Origin of the sequence: Paenibacillus lautus NBRC 15380 (genome assembly GCF_004000945.1) — a bacterium.
Taxonomy (GTDB): Bacteria; Bacillota; Bacilli; order Paenibacillales; family Paenibacillaceae; genus Paenibacillus_AQ; species Paenibacillus_AQ lautus.
In genome coordinates, this window is the sequence record NZ_BIMF01000006.1 from 191,283 (window position 1) to 207,590 (window position 16,308).

Consider the following 16,308-nt stretch of genomic DNA (forward strand, 5'->3'; position numbering starts at 1 on the left):
GCTTTTTATATTTTGTCAGCCCCTGCATGCTTATTACGGCCGTTTAGAGCGCTTGCCTGCTCACATTTCACCAGTGATTCTTACAGCCTCTATGTGACTATATCGATTAAAATAAAGAACTTTGTCCTTTTTGATCCATCTGATCACGATATGACAGAAGATAAAGAACCATAACAGACCTGTAAGAAAAACCACTCCAATTATAAAGAGGTTAGCTAGAAGATCTTCACCCATTTGATTAGAAAATATCTTCGACAATGCCGAACATAATAAAGGCATATAAACCATGATGTAACGTCGGCTGAAGCTTCCTAACCAGTTCCCCTTTTTCGGAAGCAATCTCATGCGAACGATCTTAGAACCCACCGTATTTCCTTTCCAAATTACAGGGATAACGACCATAAACACAAAGAAAACAATGGCAAAGATGATCTCGCTAACAAGTACTCCTGGTCTCTTCAGCAACCCGAATATAAAACTGGTTATCATTCTGGCAAAAATAATATTTAAAAGAACCTCCATGAGTTGGGCACCAAAAGTTGCTTTTCTCTGATTGTTAAAGAAATGGCTTTGCTCACTAAGGGTTTCCCTCGATGGAATTAACGCCAACAACATGGGAGCGAGTATAAAGCCAACGACAGTCCCCACCGTATTCGTCAACAAATCATCTACATCAAATATACGATAGGGGCATTCAAAATAGCCAAACAAAGCGGTTCGTTGAGTTATTTCAAAGAAAAGTGAAACACCAAATCCAATAAGAGCAGCATGAAACCATTTCGCTTTCCCCTTAAAAAAATACCTCAGAAAGACACCTAAAGGAAACAAGAGCAAAACATTAAAAAACATTTGATAAAAGGCCCGCGTCGTTAACAAGTCGATATAACTTGAAGGGACCGTCCAATGAAATCCACTTTCACGTTGAATATCCCGTATAAATTGAAAAGGACGATTTTGAATGAAAATCGTGCCGGGATCGATCGAAGTACAATTACTCCGAGCACTGGGTATTGGAAAAATCACTAAGAAGAAAGCACTTAATCCATAAAAGATAAAACTTAAGATAAGTAATGTTCTCCAAAAGCTAAAGTACCCATGTTTACGATATTGATAAACAGCCCAAGGGAGCGTCAGAAAGAACGCTAATAAAAAACATATGGAGAGTGCAATGAAAACAGGCAATACATAGGCTTGCATTTCTTTCTCCCTCTCTAAAAGCAACTCTTCTCTTGTTATAAGTATTTCCAAAAGATTGAGCTGGCAATACCTTACGATCTATTTCACCAATGGGCAACGAGAGCGTAAAAATCGATATTGACTTGGTGTTTACACCAAGTTGTACGATATTATGGCAACGGATTCCCTGTTGCAGAAAAGAGGTGAACGTATGGGAGACACTTTCTCCATCAAACAAGTGTCTGAACGAACCGGATTGACCGAGGATGCCATTCGCTATTACGAGAAAATCGGGCTCCTCCCCTCTCCTAAAAGGAAAGATAACGGCCATCGTGTCTATCACATAGAGGATGCCGAAATGATGGAGTTGATCACGTGCCTGAAGAAGACCGGCATGTCGCTGGAGGATATGAAAGCCTATGTGCATCTTCCCTTTAAGGAAAATATTCAATCCGTTCCGGAACTGAACGCGATGCTCCAGAGTTACCGTCAGAAAATTACCGATCAGATTTCGGACCTGCAGCGCATTCTGCAGTTCATCGACGACAAGTTGAACCATAATCAGTCCCTGCTTAATCCCGATAGGGCAACCAGCGAAGAATCTTAAGTATAGGAGATATACACATGACACCTAAAAGAAATAATAGCGTCGCCCTAATCACGGGCGCAAGCTCCGGCATTGGCTTGGAGCTAACCAAGCGATTGTTATCCGAAGGCTGGCAGGTCCTCGCTTTGATCCGTTCTGCCTTTCCATCCGACGATTCCCTTGTACAAGAGAGCCTTAGATCACAGCAGCTGAGAGTATACACGGCCGATTTGTCGGATTTCACGGATCTCCAAGCCTCGCTGGATCAGATCAAGAAACACGAGGAGCATATCGACCTGCTGTTTAATAACGCAGGTGTCTCCTTTGGCGAATTATCCTACTCTAAACAAGGGCGCGAGATGCATTTTGAAGTAAACTCCGTGGTGCCATATGTCATCTTGATGGAAATGAAAGAGCTTCTAGAGAAGGGCAGCCTCAAGACGGTAATCAATACATCCTCCAATGCTTTGTTGTTTCTCAAACAGTTCGATTACCATACCTTGGCTTCCCCTACCGTATTCAAGAAGCTGGTTGGACCTTATGCCGCGAGTAAATTAGCCCTATCGTTGTGGACTCAGGAGATCGCCACTGCCATACAGAAGGATGGCATTATGATCCGGAGTGTCTGTCCGGGAGTGAATAAAACAACCATGACCAAGAACGCCGGGATGCCCAGATTAATGATCCCGATCCGTAACCTGTTCTTCTCCCATCCCAGTCAAGGAGCTTCACGGCTGTATGAAGCAGCGCTGGGCAGCTCCCAGCAATCGACGGGAGTTTTCCTCAACAAGGGTAAAGCAACGCCTTTGAAATTCTCGAGCCAAGGTTCGGAGCTGCTTAGCACGATAGAGCTAATCTATAAGCAGGAGTTTGCAGCCATATCTTAAACCCATGCAGCAGAGTTAATGATGTTTTCAGCCCATCTCATGAAGGCCTGTTATCGGGTTTGCTGCCATTCCTCCATGAATCGCAGCGTGTTGCGTGCGTGATAATCGGCTAAATTTCGAACAAATGCCTGATCCGGGAATCCACGGTGAAGCAGCTTCAGGCCGCCCGAGGTTAATGAGATATAGTGATGCAGACGGTAAAATAACATCCGATTCGGATCAAGCCCACCATGTCGCAAATACCGGTAGTGCTCCCCGAATCGAAGCTTAAGAAATGTATGCTCATGCTCAATGTCGAAGAACTGCGCACCTTCAATATCAATCAAATAGGGCTCTAAACGGTCTGTAACCAGGATATGATCGGGTCCCAGCTCGCCGTGGATAAAGCCATATCGCTTGCGGGAATCTATCCTGGATTCCAGCTCATGCAATACAGCGAGCAGCCTGTCGTGATTCTTCCGGATACTCTCGTTATGCAGGACGATGTAGGACAGCTGTTCCTTCGCATTTTTCAACTGCACATGATGGCATCGTTCCCGTTGATTCCCGCTTTGATCGGGTTTTCCATAGTTCTGTCTGTGGTTTGCATGCATGCGTTCGATCATGTGACCCAACCGTTCGAAGACCTCATCCTGAACCCGTTGATCCGGATGCTGAAAGTAAGCTTCCGCCTTCTGTCCTTCTATATATTCAACAAGAGCATAGTCAAACGGGTACCGCTCCTGTTCCGTGTGAAGATCAAATAGAGCAGGCGTAGAAATACCATGATCCCTTAACCATCTGTTATTGCTTTCGAACGAATGGCCCCCAAAGGACCGTTCCTGCACACTCTCGTTCGCTATTTCTTCCTGAAAATAATTCTTTGTCAAATCCCACACATACAACACGCATGGGAATCCATTTTGACATTGGATCTTATAGACAACCTTTTGCGCCCCGCCATGCATCTTCGTTACATCCGCCACCACATAACCGGTACCCAAAACCTTCCCGACATACTCCTGTACATCTGTTTCATCGAGGTGACAAGTCCAACTCATGAAACCACGCTCCATTCCATTTGTTTTTGCCGGCTCCCCCACTCTATGGCATTTCCGGGCAAAAATATAGACTGTTTCTTTCGGGTCTGCTATGATGTTGAATAAGGTCTCGAAAAAAATAGCCATACGATTTAGATTTATAGCCCTTGGACACCGGTCCAGGGGCTTTTTTGATGCATCTCGACTCATGAATGATGAAAGGCCAAGCAAGGTAATTCTTGCTTGGCCTCGTTGAGATTCTTGGAGCATTCCTGTACCCTTACGTCCCGCAAAAGGTTCGGTAAGGACGGGACAGCTCAGGCACGATAGCATATTCCGTCTGTTCCGGGGAATGCGCATATGGATCGGACAGCGCGTGGAGCAGCTGCTCCATCACACTGTAGTCCCCTTCCTGCTCCGCTGCTTCCAGCGCTTCCTCCACCCGATGGTTCCGCGGAATGACCGCTGGATTGCTGCTGCGCATTAATTGATGGGATTGTTCCTTTGATTCCTGCTGGCTGCCAAGTCTCGCCTGCCAGCGCTCATACCAGGAAGCCAATTCGGGTGTGCCGTTTAGAGGTGTATCCTCCAGCTTGTCAAACGTTAACGCGCGGAAGGTATTGGTATAGTCCGCCTGATGATCTTTCATCATCGTAAGGAGATCTTCGATTAGAGATTCGTCATCCTCCTCTTCATGGAAGATTCCCAGCTTGGCTCTCATGCCTGCAAGCCATTGTTCGTGATACAGATCGGTAAAGGTTCCGATCGCACCCTCGGCCAGCTTGACGGCCTGCTCCTCTTCTTCATGCAGCAGAGGCAGCAGGGATTCGGCCAATCTTGCGAGATTCCAAGCCGCAATATACGGCTGGTTGCCATAAGCATAGCGGCCTTGTGAATCGATGGAGCTGAATACCGTATTCGGGTCAAAGGTATCCATGAAGGCACAGGGGCCATAATCAATCGTTTCGCCGCTGAGGGTCATATTATCGGTGTTCATCACACCATGGATAAAACCAACGAGCTGCCACTTGGCGATTAGAGCGGCCTGACGCTTGATGACCTCCTGAAGCAAGACCAGATAACGGTTGGCGCCGTCACTAAAGTCAGCCTCCGGGTAATGCCGCTGCAGAGTGTAGTCCGCCAGAATCCGCAAATCCTCGGTTGTGCCCGCTCCCCTTACATATTGAAACGTCCCCACTCTCACATGACTTGAGGCCACGCGGGTCAGAATCGCACCCGGCAGCTCTCTCTCACGAGTGACAGGCTGGCCGGTGGATACCACCGCCAGGCTGCGGGTGGTCGGAATCCCCAGCGCATGCATAGCCTCGCTGATGATATATTCGCGCAGCATCGGACCCAGAACCGCTCGACCATCGCCTCCACGGGAGTACGGCGTCCGGCCTGAGCCCTTAAGCTGAATATCCATACGCTCACCCTGCGGCGTGATTTGTTCACCCAACAGAACCGCACGGCCGTCGCCCAGCATCGTAAAATACCCGAATTGGTGCCCGGCATATGCCTGGGCGAGCGGCTCGGCCCCCTCGGGTATCTCGTTGCCCCCGAGCATCGCTGCACCCTCTGGGCTCTTCAGCCCCTCGGCGTTTAAACCTAAAGATGCCGCCAGCGGCTCATTAAGGATTACCAACTCCGGTGAGCGCACAGGCGTGGGATCTTGTTTGGTAAAAAAGGACTCCGGCAGCTCGGCATAACTGTTGTCAAAATTCCATCCTATATCGATCATGGCTTTCTTATGGGTCATGGGATCTCCTTCTTCATGCAGGTTGATGATGACAGTATCTACTTATTATTTAAACACAAGTCGCTCTTTGTAGGGTTTACTGAAGGAAATTTATTATTCTGCTGGTTCAAATCTACGTTCCAAACCATAAACTTAAAAAAATCGCTGTCGAGAATGCCTCGACAGCGATGTTAATCATACCAATCCGGATATTAATCCCGATTCGCCAGCTTCGCCAGCAACCGGATAATTTCGATATATAACCATACGAGCGTAACCAGCAAACCGAAAGAGCCGTACCACTCCATATATTTGGGTGCACCTTGCTGTGCTCCCTCTTCGATAAAGTTAAAATCGAGTATGAAATTCAGGGCAGCAATAATGATGATTACAACCGAAATCCCGATGCCGATCGGGGTACTGTCATGCAGGTAAGGCACCGCCACACCGAAAAGGCCGAGAACCATACTAAACAGATATACAAGCGCAATGCCGATCGTTGCTGCAATGATCCCCTTTTTGAAGCCTGCGGTTGCACGAATCAGACCTGTTTTATAAGCAAGCAGCATTCCGAGGAATATGCACATCGTCAGTAAAGCCGCTTGCAATGTGATTCCGTAATACAGATATTCGTAATGAGCGGATAATGCCCCGAGGAAGAATCCCTCCACAATCGCATAGATAGGCGCCAAGTAAGGTGCTGCCTTCGGCACAAAGCTGATGATCAGTGCCAGAACAAAGCCGCCTATTGCTCCCCCGATCATGAACGGGAATACATCATACCCGTTAAAATACATAACCCATGAAATGACCGCTGCCCCGATCAGCAGCGCGAGCAGCATGAACGATTTATTCACCGTTCCGCCAATCGTCATCGTTTCCTGGCCGTTGTAATACCCACTCTTCTCAAATGTTTCTTCGTTTAGTGTCGGATTTCCACTGCGCCCTATCAATTAAATGCCTCCCTAACTTTCTTTTTTGTATCCATTTTAGCACAGGTTGGAATATTTTAGGATACGAAAAATATTGCATTACGAATGAATTGGATATGGGACCAAACCAATGGGGGACTCTATGGATGAAGCCGATAAAATCCGTAGATCTGAAAGTCATGACGATCTTCTTCTGCAACCCACACCATTAGTCTTTTTTGTGCAACACCTCGAACTTGCCTTTTGTTCCCGCAAACATCCATAAATGCAAGGATGGCTTCGTCCACTAGGTAATTTACTTTAACGATAAACAAATTGATGTAAAGGCTCCCAACGATGTTATTCATCAGACAATAAATCTCTTCACGAAGCTTTTTATTGACCTCTTCAGCTTCACGCTGAATAGATGTAAGCAATACATAATCGATTACTAAGCGCTCCCCATAGAAGTATGCTTGATTCTCATCATCCAAAGGTTCTAACAACACATTCAGATATTGCATTCTTTGTGCACCTTATCCTTTAGCTAAAGTTAAAATTGGAGATACTTGGATGTATAAGATCATTTTAGTGTATATAAGCACTGTTTACAATGAAATATCGAATATTATATTCTGTTTGTTCCCATACTACTTCTTTAATCTGGAATAGAGGTGGTAAAAGATGCTCCTGAAAATGATAGGCGAACGAATCAAGCAGCTTAGAAAAAAACAGGGAATGACACAGGAGGAACTAGCAGAGAAGGCTGGGATTAATGCCTCTTACATAGGAACGGTAGAACGCGGGGAACGAAATATATCCATTGAAACACTGGAAAAGATCATCGAGGGACTGGGAGTATCGTCAGCAGCTATGTTCCAGTTCCATGAGATAGAGAGTCTGGATACCGCAAGTGAGAAGGCAGCGGTCCTAGAATCCATCAGCTCGCTGCTTTATTCTCGTACATTGGCAGAAAATAAGCTGCTCTTTCGTGTACTTAAAGATATCGTGGATACGATGGATCATCGGGAGAACTAATATAAGCCCCATCTTTACATATAATAGAATGAAGCATCTCCTACTCAGGAGATGCTTCATTCTTTTTACGAATCCATTAGAAGTGTGATAAGTGGAAAACCCTTGCTTATGTTATTTTTCCAATCCGCCAATGAAAGCCTCAAAGTTCGAAGCAAGTCGGGTTATTTTGTAATCATTAGCCTTGTCCACATGGATAACCTCGGGCTCCCCATCATTTCCGGATGAACGGTAATCGAGCATTACAACCTCGGACTGGGAAGGACAATCGCAAATGACCACGCCAATCTCAGGGTATCCGCCATTCTCGATCATATAGCGGCTGCCCAAGCTTCCGCACAATGACTTTTTCTTCTCTCGTCCAATGCCCAAAATGCCTGTGATTTCAATATAATCCTGCGCTCCATCCCCGATAGGAAACTTCCGGTTCCGGGGAATCCCGCCATTATGTAATTTCATTGCGTGAATATAAGATGCTGGCAGCTTGAAGACCAGTGCTTCCTCCACGGATTCAATCAATTCATCCGTAGGCGGAGCCAACACGTATTGGTCTGCCTCAAGCGCGCTATCATCCCAGAAATTCAGTACGTCAGGATCTGTATAGGACACGGCAGTGGACTCCTTAACAGGTTTCGGAGCGGTTTTGTTCCGAATCCATTCCAGAAACTCCAGCGTATCCTCATCTCCCGGATCTAAATGATCGGCCACTTCAAACGCTTTCCGAGCATCTTCATACCGCTCCAAATAGTAATAAGCAAGGCCAATGCGGTAATGCCACAAGGGATCATCCTTGCCCTCTTCTTGAATGGATAGGAATTGCTCAACCGCCTCTTCATAACGTTCGAGATTGTTCAACGCTCTGCCCAAGTGACTGATCAGCTCATAATCCCGCTCTTCCTCAGGAATCTCCGTAATCGCATCTACGATCTCTTCAAACTCGTCCTCTTCGTGCCACTCTTCCAGCTGCTCCAAAAGCTCCTCACTCATCGTTCATGCCTCCCACTCTAATCATCCTTTCTGAGATTATACCATTCCAGCATGGCCCTCTCCAGCATGGAAGACTGGAGCACTTGCAATACAGATAAACTTAATGATGTTTAGGGATTTGTTCAATGGCAGTGTTACGGGAAGAGCAGCGTTATAATAGTTCAGCCCATATTAACCGCCAGCATGAAGTCGTGAAATAATCTATGTAGATGCGTTACCTCTTAAAATTTCTCTCAGCACATTTTTGGCCAAACGCAGCTTCTCATCATTGGCTTCATGAAGTAATCCAACAATATCTTGAATATCACTCTCCGTAGAGGTAACCAAGAACTCTTCATCCACATATGCAAATAGCTGAATCAAACTGACATCAAGAGCCCCAGCAATCTTATACAAATTTAATAACGATACATTCTTTTCCCCACGTTCAATCTGTCCTATATATGAAAAATGAAATCCACCCTTCTCACCAAGTGCTTCTTGCGACAAGCCTTTCTCCTTGCGTAGAGCACGTATCCGGGTTCCTACAAGCTTTAATATTTCCTTATCTATCACGGCATTCACCTCTTCATGTCAAAAGTGTAGACAAGTTTCATCGAGGCAAACACCAAACAATAAATATTATTATTTAAATTAATATCTATAAGTATTAAAATGTATATAACACTTCCCTTTTTCCGTTAGGAGGCAGCCGCTATGGAGAATAGTTTACATCATATAATAAAAGATTATTGTCAACTTGCTAAATATCATATGAAATTAGCTCATATCATGAGAAATCACAATCGATTCATGACATCCCTCATCCTTTGTCATTCTGCTCTCATGCCCATGATCCGAGCTCTATTTATTAATAAGAACAAAACACTACCCAGCTCAGAGCTGACACTAGTTGATCTTTTGCAACTATTACATACGGACTATAACCCCGGGCTTGAAATCGTGGTATTTGTTAGCAAGTTAAATTTTATAATTTATGAGGATCAGCAGAGTTTAGAAGTCATGAAGGAAGAAGATATAGATCGGCTGATAAAAAGAACAGAAGAGGTTTTAAGGGAATTATGTAGGAGAATAAAAGAAAAACCAAAACACTGACATAACGCCGTCAGTCATCGCAGCTCATAATAGCTATAAAACCAACCATAACGGGTTATAGGAGGAAAATAAATGATGAGCACACACCCAACATTGCGAGGATTTGCGACCATCAGTTACTGGGCGGACGATATGGAAGCGGCAAAGGCTTGGTATTCGAATCTGCTGGGTATAACACCTTATTTCGAACGTTCGGGACCCGGTGGTCAACTGGCCTATGCCGAATTTCGGATTGGAGACTACCAGCACGAGCTGGGTCTCATCGATCGCCGTTTTGCCCCTGCACAACCAACGTCCGGCCCCGGCGGAGCGATCATGTACTGGCATGTCGACGATATAGAAGCCACCCTCAGTCAATTAAAATCCATGGGTGCCGTAGAGTACGAACCTCTCGTACACCGGGGAGAAGGATTCATCACGGCATCCGTCACGGATCCATTCGGCAACGTGCTGGGAATTATGTACAATGCTCATTATTTAGAGATAGTGAATTCACGAAGCCGGGGGTGACCCAAAACATGGAAATCGATAAGACGGTACACGTGCAGACTCGGCAGGATTGGCGGAAGTGGTTAAGCGATCATCACCGTAAGCTGAAGATTATTGTTGGTTGATCATAACGAATCCTTTCGTAAATTATCTGGATTTGGTTAAAGAAGCCTTATGTTTTGGCTGGATGGACAGCACACGCAAAAAAATGGATGCCACGCATACAGCACAACGATTCTCGCCCAGGAAGGCAACTGGTCAGAGCTCAATAAAGAGCGTGTCCGACGGTTAGATCGATTAGGCTTCATGACGGAAGCAGGAAAGAAAGGATTGCCTGATATAAGGACCGAATCTTTTATACGTTGTGTATTCATCAACCGATTTGCGGTTATAGTTATCTAAGGGCTTTTTCGTTCATGAATGTACCGATCCATATCATTGGATTCAGATTATAATGGATGAGTATATGATAGATGTACGGTGGAAGTCTGTATATATAGATATTCGAATATAACGTAGAAGAGGTTAAAGATGAGTGAGAAGCATTTTACAGATTATCCTTTAAGTGAAGAGATTGTGAGAGCGCTCCATAGTTTGGGCTATGAGACACCAACAGAGGTTCAGACAAAAGTCATTCCTGTTGTGCTTAAGAAGAAGGATCTTGTTGTTAAATCGCAAACCGGCAGCGGCAAAACAGCTGCCTATGGAATTCCGCTCTGCGAGCTAGTGGATTGGAACGAGAATAAGCCGCAGGCATTAATATTAGCGCCAACCCGCGAACTTGCGTTACAAGTCAACGAAGACATTACGAATATTGGGCGCTTTAAGCGGATTAAGGCGACCCCTCTTTTTGGGAAGCATCCTTTTCATATCCAAAAGGCCGAGTTAAAACAAAGAACGCATATCGTTGTAGGTACACCTGGGCGTGTGCTGGACCATATTGAACGCGGCACGCTATCGCTAGAGCGGATGGCCTATCTCGTTATTGATGAAGCCGATGAGATGCTGAATATGGGCTTTATTGAGCAAGTTCAGTCGATCATTCAAGCCCTGCCTCGTAACAGGGTTACCCTGTTATTCTCCGCTACGTTTCCTGAGGATGTGGCCAAGCTGGCACGCAAATATATGGACAATCCTGCCCAAATAGAGATCGAGGCGAGCGGCATTACGACGGCAACGATTGAACACGCTCTTATTCAGGTGAAGGAGGCGGACAAGCTGGCATTGCTTCAGGATCTACTCATTGTTGAGAGTCCTGATAGCTGCATTGTTTTCTGCCGTACACAGGAGCATGTGGACAACCTATTCAGAGAAATGGCTAATCTCGGTTACTCATGTGATCGTATTCACGGTGGGATGGAGCAGGAAGAGCGATTCGAGGTCATGCATGCGTTCAGAAGGGGACAATTCCGTTACTTGATTGCGACCGATGTAGCCGCCAGGGGTATCGATATCTCGAATATTACCCATGTTATCAATTACGATATTCCACTTGAAAAAGAAAGCTATGTTCATCGGACGGGACGTACAGGTCGTGCAGGCAAGACGGGTAAAGCGATTACCCTCGTCACGCCGAAGGATCTCAAACGATTAGCCGAGATTGAGACGTATATTGGATTCGCGATTCCGAAAATAAAAGCTCCCTCCGAACAGGAAGTGGATCGCCATAGAGAAGATTTTGAACAGAAACTAAAATTTAAGCCTGAACCGAAAAAAGATAAGCGCGAGCAATTAAACAAGCAAATTATGAAGCTTAACTTCAATGGCGGCAAGAAGAAAAAGCTAAGAGCCGTAGACTTTGTCGGGACGATTGCCAAGCTTGACGGGGTAACTGCAGACGATATTGGGATTATTACGATCCACGATTTTGTGACGGATGTAGAGATTCTGAATGGCAAGGGACCTCTTGTGCTTGAAATGATGAAAAACACGACGGTAAAAGGCAAACTGTTAAAGGTGCGCCAAGGGAATAAATAAAAAGTTGAATTTGTCATAACAAGGGTGATCTTAACATTGTGCTGAGGTCACCCTTCTGTATTGCACCCGTGTAATCATTTATTTTAACAAATTTTTACAATTGATAGTCATATAGGATTAACAGAAAAATTTAGATACTGCTCAACTCTCCTACGTAATTTTGATCATCAGACAGCGGCTTTGGTTCAGATACGACGTACATGACCACTCCTCCTATTTTCAAGCAGATTTTCTTCCGCCAATGAACCTCGATTGGCATGGTCCTAAGCTGATTGGGTGCGGCAGCAACGGCTTCTCCCATTATTCCATAATTTTCAAATGGTGACGATATCCCCTTTTCCGCTCGCCCGATTCCCTTCCCATATTTATGACACGTGTCATAAGGATCTCTTTACAGGTGTGAATGTTGCGTCAAACGGATCGATTCTACAATGAAACTACAAGAGAACCTAAGATGAAAGAGGGATACGGAGATGGAACAACGAAAGGACAGAATTCGCCTGCTGGACATTTTGCGAGGCTTTGCGATCCTCGGAACGCTCGGGACGAATATTTGGATCTTCGCGCATGCGGGGGACCTTCGCTACATTACCACCTTTGATCAATCTGGCTGGTGGGGAGCGGACGAACTTCTCCGGATGGTCGTCTTGTTCCTGGTGAATGGGAAGCTGCTCGGACTGCTGACCATCATGTTCGGCGTCGGCCTGGAAATGAAGTATCGGCAGGCCAAGCGCAAGGGAAAACCGTGGCCGGGCGTTTATTTGTGGGCGGTCCTGTTTTTGATCCTTGAAGGCCTGCTGCATTTTATATTGGTCATGGAGTATGACATCTTAATGAGTTATGGAGTTACCGCCATCATTGCGGCCTTTATCGTAAGGGGCGGCGACCGGCTCATTGCCCGCACGATGAACGTGATCGGCAGCGTCTTCGTCATCGCGATCCTCGCCCTTGCGGGGCTGATGCTGGCGAGCGGCGCAAAGGTATCGCTGGGCAGTTTTTATGATGTCGCTGTTCTTTATCAGGAAGGCACTTGGTTGGAGCAAGTTGGGTACCGGCTGGCGAATTTTCTCCCGCTGCGAGCGGAGGCCATCCTCGTCATCCCGACGAACGTGTTTCTGTTCCTGCTGGGCGTTCGCTTCATGCGCGCAGGCGTATTCACTCCGGACGAGAACGGCAAAAGGCTGCGGAAAAGGCTATTCAAGCTGGGCATATATGTCGGCGTGCCGCTCAACCTGCTCATATTCGTTCCCGGCGGCGCTTTCGATTTACCGGTGCGCTATTTATTCGCCCCGCTGATGTCCATGGGGTATATAGCAATCATCGCGAGAATGATACAATATGCGAAATGGGAATGGCTGTGGCTCCGTCTGGAAAACGTCGGAAAAATGTCGCTGAGCTGCTACGTGCTCCAGAACATCATCGCATCAGCCGTCTTCTACGGCTGGGGCTTAGGGCTTGCCGGCAAGCTGAATTCGGCCGAGGTCATCGCCGTCTGGCTGCTGATCTCCGCACTTCAGCTCGGCGTGGCGTCCCTTTGGCTTCGCGGCTTCAAGCTGGGGCCTATGGAGACCGTCCGCAAACAGGCAGTAGGCTTATTCGAATCAAAATAGCCGGATTGGGGGCTAGATATGTTCTATAAGTTGTACCCGAGGGACCAGATCAAAAATTATTTGCTCATCGATATCGTACTGACCGTATTTTTATGCTACCGTGTGCTTCGTTCAGATGCCGCGCTGGGACTGTGGGGCAGCCTCTTGCTGCTCCTGCTGTACTTCGTTTCGTTTTATGTCGCGCTGTGGCGCCGCGGCGGCTTGCTGCTGGCAGCCGTGCTGTCCGGTCTGTCGGCGATTGCCGTGTTTGGGGTGTATATCGGGCCGAGCGTCCTGATGTTCGGGATCGTTTTTGCTGACTTGCTGGGCCGGTCCAAGTCCAAGGTACACATCGCCATCGGCAGTGGGGCCATTGCTCTTTCTTATCTGCTTGTGTCCGTCATTCGACAGGAACCACTGCACGAAACGTCCAATGCTATTTACCTTCCGGTTATGATCATTCAGACGGTATACCCCATCGTTATCTACATCAAGGAGAAAGCGAAAAGCCTGCAGGGCGAGCTGGACGAAGCTAACGAGCAGATCGCAAAGTATATCCAGCAGGAGGAGCGGCAGCGGATCGCAAGGGATCTTCACGATACCTTGGGACAGACCCTCATGATGATCAAAATGAAGAGCGAGCTGGCGACGAAATGGGTGGATAAGGATTCTGCCCAAGCCAAGCGAGAGCTAAGCGAGATTCTAGATACCACCAGAACCGCCCTGAAGCAAGTGAGGGAGCTGGTATCCGATATGAAGTTCGTCTCACTGCCAAGCGAGCTGGAGCATTCGGCCAAGCTGCTGCATACAGCGGGCATTACCCTGAGTATCGAGGATCTGGAGAAGCCCCCGCTGTTATCCAGCGTGGAAGAAACGATGCTTGCGCTCTGTATCCGGGAAGCCATGACCAATATTATCAAGCATAGCCGGGCTAAGCGGTGCACCATCAGGCTGGAAACGAAGGACCATGTCTACGGAATCCATATCGCGGATGACGGCATTGGGTTTACGGGGCAAGGCGACGGAAACGGTATTCCGTCGATCATGGAGCGGATGAAGACGCTGGGCGGGTCCTCCGCCATCGACCCGTCACCTGAGGGGGGCACCAGGGTGTCCCTGAAACTCCCGCTTCGCCGGCATGAAAAGGAGGACGCTTCATGATTCGAATCGTCATTGCGGAAGATCAGAAAATGCTTCGCGGCGCATTCGCCTCATTGCTTAATTTCGAAGATGACATCGAGGTCGTGGCCGAGGTGCCCGACGGGCAGCAAGCCTGGGACGCGATCCGGCAGCATCAGCCGGACGTGTGCCTGCTCGACATCGAGATGCCTCATATCAGCGGCCTGGAATTGGCCGAGTCCATACGTCAAGCGGGTCTGCCCTGCAAAATCATGATCGTCACGACCTTCGCCCGCCCGGGTTATTTGCAAAAAGCGATGGATGCGCAGGTAGAAGGCTACCTGTTAAAGGACGAGCCGATCGATTTCTTAATCGAAGCCATCCGGCGGGTCATGAAGGGCGAGCGGGTTGTGAGCACCGATCTGGCGGCTGCGCTCTTCATAAAGGAAGAGAACCCGCTCAGCGAACGGGAAATTGAAATGCTTCGCTTAACCAAAGAAGGCATGACCACCGGCGAGATCAGCAAAGCCCTGTTCCTGACGAGAGGAACCGTCCGTAACTACCTTTCTTCAGCCATACAGAAGCTGGAAGCCGAATCCCGGCAGCAGGCCGTGGCGATCGCGGAGGATAAAGGATGGCTGTGAACTCCTCGGACACAGCGCCCCTTGTTTATGACTTGAAGGAGGAGACACCGCTTGGCTATAAGTCGGAGGTCTTTATCACCTATTATTACTTCAGTCTTTAGATGCTAAAACAACGCAGCCTCATAAGCTGCGTTGTTTTTCAAGGGGAGTCATCAGTCTGTGTCCCAATCTATCCATGATCACCAACCGGGTAAGCATAGAAAATATAACGCTCTGGCGCATTTCCCAAATAACGAAACGGATAACAGGTCGAAACAACTAATACCTCGGTTCCCATTGAACGAATAACCGTTGTATCGTCTTTATCTACGATATCCGTGCTTCTAATCTCATATTCAAATGTACCATAAGGCAGTTTTACGATAAAATGATCCCCTACCGACAACTTGTCGAAATCTCGAAACACCGTGTCCCGATGTCCAGACAGCAGGATTTGCTCATCTTCCATGGGAAATGCGGTGCCGCTGTAATGTCCGACTCCTCTCTCAAGCATCTCTTCCTCCGTGCCTTCAATGATCGGAAGTTCTGCTTCCAGCTTGGGAATCTCGAGCATTCCAATTACATCGTTCGGTTTCGGATCAAACTTGGATTTGTCGATTAGGTGATCACGATAGGATACAGGATCCGCACGTTGTTCATTCGAATTAACCGTTGTATCTGGCTGACGGATCAGATCGTTTGCTTCCGCCATAGCTTCCTTCAAGTTTGACTGATGTTCGACATATTGAATGACAGCGAAAGTCAGGATAGCTGCACCTACGAGCAGAAAGAATGTCCCTATTATTCTCCGCATATTCTCTCCTTCCCATTCGCCCAAATATATCAATCAGTGATTATTAGATTAAAAGAATAGAAAACAAAGGTCTTTTGGTTAACTAAATTTCACACTCATATCTTACTGTTTCTTATTCTTAAAATCCAGCATAAGACCATAATTCTCTTCCACAATAAGCCAAAAGTAATATATCCTTTCAGTACGAATAGCCCCTCTATGCTATATTTTTTCACTTCTCTTAAGCCAATGCCAGGTTTGCGATAAGCCTAATAGCGATCCCA

The 16,308-nt window shown here is 46.9% G+C and carries 18 protein-coding genes; 10 read left to right on the forward strand and 8 right to left on the reverse strand.

Annotated features, from left to right (window positions below):
- Positions 1–60: 60 nt before the first annotated feature.
- Positions 61–1,248 carry a VanZ family protein gene (locus PLA01S_RS13695; protein ID WP_246059488.1) on the reverse strand — a complete coding sequence of 396 codons (1,188 nt, stop codon included), beginning with the start codon at positions 1,246–1,248 and terminating at the stop codon, positions 61–63.
- A gap of 139 nt (positions 1,249–1,387) precedes the next feature.
- Between PLA01S_RS13695 and PLA01S_RS13700 the strand changes: the two genes are divergently transcribed.
- Together PLA01S_RS13700 and PLA01S_RS13705 are read left to right on the forward strand one after the other, a co-directional pair.
- The gene (locus tag PLA01S_RS13700) at positions 1,388–1,783 is read left to right on the forward strand and encodes a MerR family transcriptional regulator (RefSeq protein WP_127592695.1); all 396 of its coding nucleotides are present in this window, start codon (positions 1,388–1,390) and stop codon (positions 1,781–1,783) included.
- A 17-nt stretch (positions 1,784–1,800) separates the two neighbouring features.
- Positions 1,801–2,649 carry an SDR family NAD(P)-dependent oxidoreductase gene (locus PLA01S_RS13705; RefSeq protein WP_127592696.1) on the forward strand — a complete coding sequence of 283 codons (849 nt, stop codon included), beginning with the start codon at positions 1,801–1,803 and terminating at the stop codon, positions 2,647–2,649.
- A gap of 50 nt (positions 2,650–2,699) precedes the next feature.
- Here PLA01S_RS13705 and PLA01S_RS13710 read toward each other — a convergent pair whose 3' ends face one another.
- The 4 genes from PLA01S_RS13710 to PLA01S_RS13725 form a co-directional block, all read right to left on the reverse strand.
- Positions 2,700–3,689: a phosphotransferase family protein gene (locus tag PLA01S_RS13710; RefSeq protein WP_127592697.1), complete on the reverse strand. Its 990-nt coding sequence runs from the start codon at positions 3,687–3,689 to the stop codon at positions 2,700–2,702.
- 259 nt (positions 3,690–3,948) lie between these two features.
- On the reverse strand, positions 3,949–5,427 hold the full coding sequence (locus PLA01S_RS13715; protein WP_127592698.1) for a protein adenylyltransferase SelO: 1,479 nt from the start codon (positions 5,425–5,427) through the stop codon (positions 3,949–3,951).
- 191 nt (positions 5,428–5,618) lie between these two features.
- Positions 5,619–6,359 (reverse strand): Bax inhibitor-1/YccA family protein, encoded by a 741-nt coding sequence (locus tag PLA01S_RS13720; RefSeq protein WP_127592699.1) that lies wholly within the window; start codon positions 6,357–6,359, stop codon positions 5,619–5,621.
- A gap of 119 nt (positions 6,360–6,478) precedes the next feature.
- Positions 6,479–6,841, reverse strand: coding sequence for a hypothetical protein (locus tag PLA01S_RS13725; RefSeq protein ID WP_127592700.1), 363 nt, complete (start codon positions 6,839–6,841; stop codon positions 6,479–6,481).
- A 160-nt stretch (positions 6,842–7,001) separates the two neighbouring features.
- On the opposite strand from PLA01S_RS13725, the gene PLA01S_RS13730 reads away from it, so the two are divergent.
- Positions 7,002–7,355 carry a helix-turn-helix domain-containing protein gene (locus PLA01S_RS13730; protein WP_100541236.1) on the forward strand — a complete coding sequence of 118 codons (354 nt, stop codon included), beginning with the start codon at positions 7,002–7,004 and terminating at the stop codon, positions 7,353–7,355.
- A 111-nt stretch (positions 7,356–7,466) separates the two neighbouring features.
- Here PLA01S_RS13730 and PLA01S_RS13735 read toward each other — a convergent pair whose 3' ends face one another.
- Together PLA01S_RS13735 and PLA01S_RS13740 are read right to left on the reverse strand one after the other, a co-directional pair.
- Positions 7,467–8,339, reverse strand: a complete 873-nt coding sequence (locus PLA01S_RS13735) for an SMI1/KNR4 family protein (protein WP_127592701.1) — start codon at positions 8,337–8,339, stop codon at positions 7,467–7,469.
- Positions 8,340–8,540: 201 nt separating this feature from the next.
- Positions 8,541–8,894 carry a helix-turn-helix domain-containing protein gene (locus PLA01S_RS13740; protein WP_127592702.1) on the reverse strand — a complete coding sequence of 118 codons (354 nt, stop codon included), beginning with the start codon at positions 8,892–8,894 and terminating at the stop codon, positions 8,541–8,543.
- 141 nt (positions 8,895–9,035) lie between these two features.
- Here PLA01S_RS13740 and PLA01S_RS13745 point away from each other — a divergent pair, with 141 nt between their 5' ends.
- From PLA01S_RS13745 to PLA01S_RS13770, 7 genes are all read left to right on the forward strand, one after another.
- Positions 9,036–9,434, forward strand: coding sequence for a HEPN domain-containing protein (locus PLA01S_RS13745; RefSeq protein ID WP_127592703.1), 399 nt, complete (start codon positions 9,036–9,038; stop codon positions 9,432–9,434).
- A 75-nt stretch (positions 9,435–9,509) separates the two neighbouring features.
- Entirely contained in the window at positions 9,510–9,944 is a 435-nt protein-coding gene (locus PLA01S_RS13750; protein WP_127592803.1) for a VOC family protein, read from the forward strand.
- A gap of 166 nt (positions 9,945–10,110) precedes the next feature.
- Complete coding sequence (locus PLA01S_RS33215) at positions 10,111–10,215, forward strand: hypothetical protein (protein ID WP_503826091.1); 105 nt, start codon at positions 10,111–10,113, stop codon at positions 10,213–10,215.
- 239 nt (positions 10,216–10,454) lie between these two features.
- Positions 10,455–11,900 (forward strand): DEAD/DEAH box helicase, encoded by a 1,446-nt coding sequence (locus PLA01S_RS13755; protein ID WP_127592704.1) that lies wholly within the window; start codon positions 10,455–10,457, stop codon positions 11,898–11,900.
- Between the two features lie 473 nt (positions 11,901–12,373).
- The gene (locus PLA01S_RS13760; protein ID WP_127592705.1) at positions 12,374–13,510 is read left to right on the forward strand and encodes a DUF418 domain-containing protein; all 1,137 of its coding nucleotides are present in this window, start codon (positions 12,374–12,376) and stop codon (positions 13,508–13,510) included.
- Between the two features lie 18 nt (positions 13,511–13,528).
- A complete protein-coding gene (locus PLA01S_RS13765; RefSeq protein ID WP_127592706.1) occupies positions 13,529–14,650 on the forward strand; it encodes a sensor histidine kinase in 1,122 nt (373 codons plus the stop codon).
- Positions 14,647–15,252, forward strand: coding sequence for a response regulator transcription factor (locus PLA01S_RS13770; protein WP_127592707.1), 606 nt, complete (start codon positions 14,647–14,649; stop codon positions 15,250–15,252). Before PLA01S_RS13765 ends, PLA01S_RS13770 begins: the two co-directional genes overlap by 4 nt.
- 169 nt (positions 15,253–15,421) lie before the next feature.
- Here the strand turns inward: PLA01S_RS13770 and srtD are convergent, their stop codons facing one another.
- Positions 15,422–16,045, reverse strand: coding sequence for a class D sortase, LPxTATN-specific (gene srtD / locus PLA01S_RS13775; protein WP_127592708.1), 624 nt, complete (start codon positions 16,043–16,045; stop codon positions 15,422–15,424).
- Positions 16,046–16,308 lie beyond the last annotated feature (263 nt).

What these genes read in the sequence shown, in the direction of transcription:
- PLA01S_RS13700 (WP_127592695.1), top strand. Translation starts at nt 1,388, where the DNA reads ATGGGAGACACTTTCTCCATCAAACAAGTGTCTGAACGAACCGGATTG.
- PLA01S_RS13705 (WP_127592696.1), top strand. Translation starts at nt 1,801, where the DNA reads ATGACACCTAAAAGAAATAATAGCGTCGCCCTAATCACGGGCGCAAGC.
- PLA01S_RS13710 (WP_127592697.1), bottom strand. Translation starts at nt 3,689, where the DNA reads ATGAGTTGGACTTGTCACCTCGATGAAACAGATGTACAGGAGTATGTC.
- PLA01S_RS13715 (WP_127592698.1), bottom strand. Translation starts at nt 5,427, where the DNA reads ATGACCCATAAGAAAGCCATGATCGATATAGGATGGAATTTTGACAAC.
- PLA01S_RS13725 (WP_127592700.1), bottom strand. Translation starts at nt 6,841, where the DNA reads ATGCAATATCTGAATGTGTTGTTAGAACCTTTGGATGATGAGAATCAA.
- PLA01S_RS13730 (WP_100541236.1), top strand. Translation starts at nt 7,002, where the DNA reads ATGCTCCTGAAAATGATAGGCGAACGAATCAAGCAGCTTAGAAAAAAA.
- PLA01S_RS13735 (WP_127592701.1), bottom strand. Translation starts at nt 8,339, where the DNA reads ATGAGTGAGGAGCTTTTGGAGCAGCTGGAAGAGTGGCACGAAGAGGAC.
- PLA01S_RS13745 (WP_127592703.1), top strand. Translation starts at nt 9,036, where the DNA reads ATGGAGAATAGTTTACATCATATAATAAAAGATTATTGTCAACTTGCT.
- PLA01S_RS13750 (WP_127592803.1), top strand. Translation starts at nt 9,510, where the DNA reads ATGAGCACACACCCAACATTGCGAGGATTTGCGACCATCAGTTACTGG.
- PLA01S_RS33215 (WP_503826091.1), top strand. Translation starts at nt 10,111, where the DNA reads ATGGACAGCACACGCAAAAAAATGGATGCCACGCATACAGCACAACGA.
- PLA01S_RS13755 (WP_127592704.1), top strand. Translation starts at nt 10,455, where the DNA reads ATGAGTGAGAAGCATTTTACAGATTATCCTTTAAGTGAAGAGATTGTG.
- PLA01S_RS13760 (WP_127592705.1), top strand. Translation starts at nt 12,374, where the DNA reads ATGGAACAACGAAAGGACAGAATTCGCCTGCTGGACATTTTGCGAGGC.
- PLA01S_RS13765 (WP_127592706.1), top strand. Translation starts at nt 13,529, where the DNA reads ATGTTCTATAAGTTGTACCCGAGGGACCAGATCAAAAATTATTTGCTC.
- PLA01S_RS13770 (WP_127592707.1), top strand. Translation starts at nt 14,647, where the DNA reads ATGATTCGAATCGTCATTGCGGAAGATCAGAAAATGCTTCGCGGCGCA.
- srtD (WP_127592708.1), bottom strand. Translation starts at nt 16,045, where the DNA reads ATGCGGAGAATAATAGGGACATTCTTTCTGCTCGTAGGTGCAGCTATC.